Origin of the sequence: Flavobacterium labens (assembly GCF_048286755.1) — a bacterium.
Classification (GTDB): Bacteria; Bacteroidota; Bacteroidia; order Flavobacteriales; family Flavobacteriaceae; genus Flavobacterium.
Genome location: NZ_JBLVPL010000012.1, coordinates 1 through 5810, shown reverse-complemented (window position 1 = coordinate 5810; position 5810 = coordinate 1). Strand labels below are relative to the sequence as shown.

At 46.1% G+C, this 5810-nt stretch carries 2 tRNA genes and 3 rRNA genes; all 5 read right to left on the bottom strand.

Features of this window, described 5'->3' with window-relative positions:
- Positions 1 to 8: 8 nt before the first annotated feature.
- Positions 9 to 118, bottom strand: a 5S ribosomal RNA gene (gene rrf, locus ACNQF8_RS15245).
- A gap of 146 nt (positions 119 to 264) precedes the next feature.
- A 23S ribosomal RNA gene (locus tag ACNQF8_RS15240) occupies positions 265 to 3148 on the bottom strand.
- Positions 3149 to 3278: 130 nt separating this feature from the next.
- Positions 3279 to 3352, bottom strand: a tRNA-Ala gene (locus tag ACNQF8_RS15235).
- Between the two features lie 92 nt (positions 3353 to 3444).
- Positions 3445 to 3518: transfer RNA gene (locus tag ACNQF8_RS15230), tRNA-Ile, on the bottom strand.
- Between the two features lie 124 nt (positions 3519 to 3642).
- Positions 3643 to 5156 (bottom strand): 16S ribosomal RNA (locus ACNQF8_RS15225).
- Together the 16S, 23S and 5S rRNA genes with 2 tRNA genes alongside form the textbook arrangement of a ribosomal RNA operon.
- Positions 5157 to 5810: the final 654 nt, after the last annotated feature.

The following is a 5810-nucleotide window of genomic DNA, read 5'->3' as shown; positions in this document are numbered from 1 at the left end:
TTTTCAAAGAAAGGCGACGACATACTCTCCCACATAACTGCAGTACCATCTGCGCAGGCGGGCTTAACTACTCTGTTCGGGATGGGAAGAGGTGAGCCCCGCCGCAATAACCACCTTAAGAGGTTATAATTGCTTTGGGCAATTACTGTAATGTTGTTTATTGTATAATAAACATCAATCACATAATATCTTAACATACTGAGATAAAGAAAATAAAAAGTGTTAGAAAGTTTCTTCTCCCGTCCCGAAAGACGGGAGAAAAGCGTACATAAGCTTACGGGTTATTAGTACTACTCGACTATGACATTACTGCCTTTACATCTATAGCCTATCAACGTGGTCATCTCCCACGACCCTTAAAAGAAATCTCATCTTGTGGTGGGTTTCGCGCTTATATGCTTTCAGCGCTTATCCCTTCCAAACGTAGCTACTCTGCGATGCCACTGGCGTGACAACAGATACACTAGAGGTTTGTCCAATTCGGTCCTCTCGTACTAGAATCAGATCCACTCAAATTTCTTGCGCCCACAGTAGATAGAGACCGAACTGTCTCACGACGTTCTGAACCCAGCTCGCGTGCCACTTTAATGGGCGAACAGCCCAACCCTTGGGACCTTCTCCAGCCCCAGGATGTGACGAGCCGACATCGAGGTGCCAAACCCCCCCGTCGATATGAGCTCTTGGGGGAGATCAGCCTGTTATCCCCGGCGTACCTTTTATCCTTTGAGCGATGGCCCTTCCATGCGGAACCACCGGATCACTATGCTCTACTTTCGTACCTGATCGACCTGTATGTCTCTCAGTCAAGCTCCCTTATGCCATTGCACTCTACGCACGGTTACCAAGCGTACTGAGGGAACCTTTAGAAGCCTCCGTTACTCTTTTGGAGGCGACCACCCCAGTCAAACTACCCACCAAGCAATGTCCCCCGTATTACGGGGTTAGGCCTCAGATAAACAAAGGGTTGTATTTCAACAATGACTCCACAACGCCTAGCGACGCCACTTCACAGTCTCCAACCTATCCTACACATCATTTATCCAAGGTCAATACTAAGCTATAGTAAAGGTGCACAGGGTCTTTTCGTCCCACTGCGGGTAAGCGGCATCTTCACCGCTACTACAATTTCACCGAGCTCATGGCTGAGACAGTGTCCAGATCGTTACACCATTCGTGCAGGTCGGAACTTACCCGACAAGGAATTTCGCTACCTTAGGACCGTTATAGTTACGGCCGCCGTTTACTGGGGCTTCAATTCAATGCTTCTCCGAAGATAACATCTCCTCTTAACCTTCCAGCACCGGGCAGGTGTCAGGCCCTATACTTCATCTTACGATTTTGCAGAGCCCTGTGTTTTTGATAAACAGTCGCCTGGACCTCTTCACTGCGGCCAGCATTGCTGCTGGCGACCCTTCTCCCGAAGTTACGGGTCTATTTTGCCTAATTCCTTAGCCATGAATCTCTCGAGCACCTTAGGATTCTCTCCTCGACTACCTGTGTCGGTTTGCGGTACGGGTACTTATTACCTGAAGTTTAGAGGTTTTTCTTGGAAGCCCTTAGGCGCACTATCTCTTTGTCCGAAGACTCCGAGTACTATCGTATTTCCCCAAGCCGCGTGGATTTGCCTGCGCAGCTTATAGGTAGGTACTTCAACGAACTATTCCGTCAGTTCGCGGCGCTTTCATCACTCCGTCACCCCATCACAGTAATAACTAGTACGGGAATATTAACCCGTTGTCCATCGACTGTCCCTTTCGGGTTCGCCTTAGGTCCCGACTAACCCACAGCTGATTAGCATAGCTGTGGAAACCTTAGTCTTTCGGTGTGCGGGTTTCTCGCCCGCATTATCGTTACTTATGCCTACATTTTCTTTTCTAACCAGTCCAGCATGCCTTACGACACACCTTCTACCCTGTTAGAATGCTCCCCTACCACTTAGAGTAAACTCTAAATCCATAGCTTCGGTAATATACTTATGCCCGATTATTATCCATGCTCGTCCGCTCGACTAGTGAGCTGTTACGCACTCTTTAAATGAATGGCTGCTTCCAAGCCAACATCCTAGCTGTCTGGGCAGACAAACCTCGTTCTTTCAACTTAGTATATATTTGGGGACCTTAGCTGATGGTCTGGGTTCTTTCCCTCTCGGACTTGGACCTTAGCACCCAAGCCCTCACTGTTATGAAACATTATATAGCATTCGGAGTTTGTCAGGAATTGGTAGGCGGTGAAGCCCCCGCATCCAATCAGTAGCTCTACCTCTATATAACTTTACGCATAACGCTGCACCTAAATGCATTTCGGGGAGTACGAGCTATTTCCGAGTTTGATTGGCCTTTCACCCCTACCCACAGGTCATCCGAAGACTTTTCAACGTCAACCGGTTCGGACCTCCACACTGTGTTACCAGCGCTTCATCCTGCCCATGGGTAGATCACACGGTTTCGCGTCTAACACTACTGACTAAAGCGCCCTATTCAGACTCGCTTTCGCTACGGATCCGTGGCTTAACCACTTATCCTTGCCAGCAACGTTAACTCGTAGGCTCATTATGCAAAAGGCACGCCGTCACCCCACGAAAGGGCTCCGACCGCTTGTAAGCGTATGGTTTCAGGATCTATTTCACTCCGTTATTCACGGTTCTTTTCACCTTTCCCTCACGGTACTGGTTCACTATCGGTCTCTCAGGAGTATTTAGCCTTAGCGGATGGTCCCGCCAAATTCAGACAGGATTTCTCGTGTCCCGCCCTACTCAGGATACCACTATCGTTATCTTCTTTTACTTATACAGGGCTATCACCTTCTTTGGCTTTACTTTCCAGTAAATTCTAATTCAATCCGCAACAAATCTCGTGGTCCTACAACCCCAATAATGCCGTAACATCATTGGTTTGGGCTAATCCGCGTTCGCTCGCCACTACTTACGGAATCACTTTTGTTTTCTTCTCCTCCGCCTACTTAGATGTTTCAGTTCAGCGGGTTTGCCCACCTATCGGTGTACTATGTCTTCAACATAGTGGGTTGCCCCATTCAGGTATTTACGGATCATATCGTGTGTGCCAATCCCCGTAACTTTTCGCAGCTTATCACGCCTTTCATCGCCTCTGAGAGCCAAGGCATCCCCCATACGCCCTTATTTTGCTTATTGTACCAATCTCGTTAGTTAAAACGAGACCGTTTCTTTTACTTGTCTAATGATAAACAAGTAAAAAATGCTTTCTACTTTTTATTATTTTCTTATCTCAATATGTCAATGAACTTTTATCCTTTCGGATTTGTGGAGAATAACGGAGTCGAACCGTTGACCTCCTGCGTGCAAGGCAGGCGCTCTAGCCAGCTGAGCTAATCCCCCAATCTAATTATGAATTGTGAATTATGAATTATGAATTTATACTTCATAACTCCTCAACTCTAGAATTTCTTCTTTTTTTAAGCTTAAAATAGTTGTCTCGGACAGACTCGAACTGTCGACCCCTACATTATCAGTGTAGTACTCTAACCAGCTGAGCTACGAGACACTCTTATTCTTAAATGGTATTATTTGAACTAACAGCAAGAGTAATATAATGTTGAAACTTGTTTCCAACTCGAACTTTCGTCTTCTTTCCCTAGCGTGTATTACTACTAACACTAAGGCTCTAGAAAGGAGGTGTTCCAGCCGCACCTTCCGGTACGGCTACCTTGTTACGACTTAGCCCTAGTTACCAGTTTTACCCTAGGCAGCTCCTTGCGGTCACCGACTTCAGGCACCCCCAGCTTCCATGGCTTGACGGGCGGTGTGTACAAGGCCCGGGAACGTATTCACCGGATCATGGCTGATATCCGATTACTAGCGATTCCAGCTTCACGGAGTCGAGTTGCAGACTCCGATCCGAACTGTGACCGGTTTTGTAGATTCGCTCCTGGTCACCCAGTGGCTGCTCTCTGTACCGGCCATTGTAGCACGTGTGTAGCCCAAGGCGTAAGGGCCGTGATGATTTGACGTCATCCCCACCTTCCTCTCAGTTTGCACTGGCAGTCTCGTTAGAGTTCCCGACATGACTCGCTGGCAACTAACAACAGGGGTTGCGCTCGTTATAGGACTTAACCTGACACCTCACGGCACGAGCTGACGACAACCATGCAGCACCTTGTAAATTGTCTTGCGAAAAGTCTGTTTCCAAACCGGTCAATCTACATTTAAGCCTTGGTAAGGTTCCTCGCGTATCATCGAATTAAACCACATGCTCCACCGCTTGTGCGGGCCCCCGTCAATTCCTTTGAGTTTCATTCTTGCGAACGTACTCCCCAGGTGGGATACTTATCACTTTCGCTTAGCCACTGAGATTGCTCCCAACAGCTAGTATCCATCGTTTACGGCGTGGACTACCAGGGTATCTAATCCTGTTCGCTACCCACGCTTTCGTCCATCAGCGTCAATCCATTAGTAGTAACCTGCCTTCGCAATTGGTATTCCATGTAATCTCTAAGCATTTCACCGCTACACTACATATTCTAGTTACTTCCTAATAATTCAAGTTTAGCAGTATCAATGGCCGTTCCACCGTTGAGCGATGGGCTTTCACCACTGACTTACTAAACCGCCTACGGACCCTTTAAACCCAATGATTCCGGATAACGCTTGGATCCTCCGTATTACCGCGGCTGCTGGCACGGAGTTAGCCGATCCTTATTCTCACAGTACCGTCAAGCTACTTCACGAAGTAGTGTTTCTTCCTGTGCAAAAGCAGTTTACAATCCATAGGACCGTCATCCTGCACGCGGCATGGCTGGATCAGGCTTGCGCCCATTGTCCAATATTCCTCACTGCTGCCTCCCGTAGGAGTCTGGTCCGTGTCTCAGTACCAGTGTGGGGGATCTCCCTCTCAGGACCCCTACCCATCGTTGCCTTGGTAAGCCGTTACCTTACCAACTAGCTAATGGGACGCATGCTCATCTTTCACCGTTGTGACTTTAATTATAAAGTGATGCCACTCTATAATACTATGAGGTATTAATCCAAATTTCTCTGGGCTATCCCTCTGTGAAAGGTAGATTGCATACGCGTTACGCACCCGTGCGCCGGTCTCTAGTTCCGAAGAACTATACCCCTCGACTTGCATGTGTTAAGCCTGCCGCTAGCGTTCATCCTGAGCCAGGATCAAACTCTTCATCGTATATTGTTTGAGATCAGATAAATCTTCACTCTTTGTTTATTCGACTAAATTCTAGTGGTTTTTTCAAATCTCTCGATTCTATTACTCTTATTCTTTTGTTCCGATTTTCATCGGAACGGCTGTCAATTCAATATGTCTAGGAACGTGTTCTTATCTTTTTTCAAACCCCGTTAACACTTGTTATAGTGTTTCTCGAAGCGGGTGCAAAAGTACAACTTTCTTTTTAACTGGCAAGAAAATTTTGAAGTTTTTTTGGAAATTATTATCTCCGTTTAATTCTTATTTTCTCATCAATCTTTCAAGGAACTTTGCCCGTTTTGCGGGGTGCAAATGTAACATCCGTTTTCTAATCTCACAAGCTTTTTTAATCTTTTTTTGAAAATAAATTTTCTACTTAGATTAACTTTACTTGCCAGTATTTAAAAGAACGTCTGCGTCATTGCGGGTGCAAAACTACACCGTTTATTGAGTTATTCAAGCTTTTTAATCACTTTTTTTTGATGTTTTCTTAACTTAAACTTTAACTCGCTGAAACCGTGAATTTTGAAAGTAAAAGTTTTTTCCGCTACAACACCCTATCCAAAGCAAAGGGTGGCTTTATCCCCAGAAAACTGTGAATCATATTACCTATAGACAACCTGATCACACCTTTCT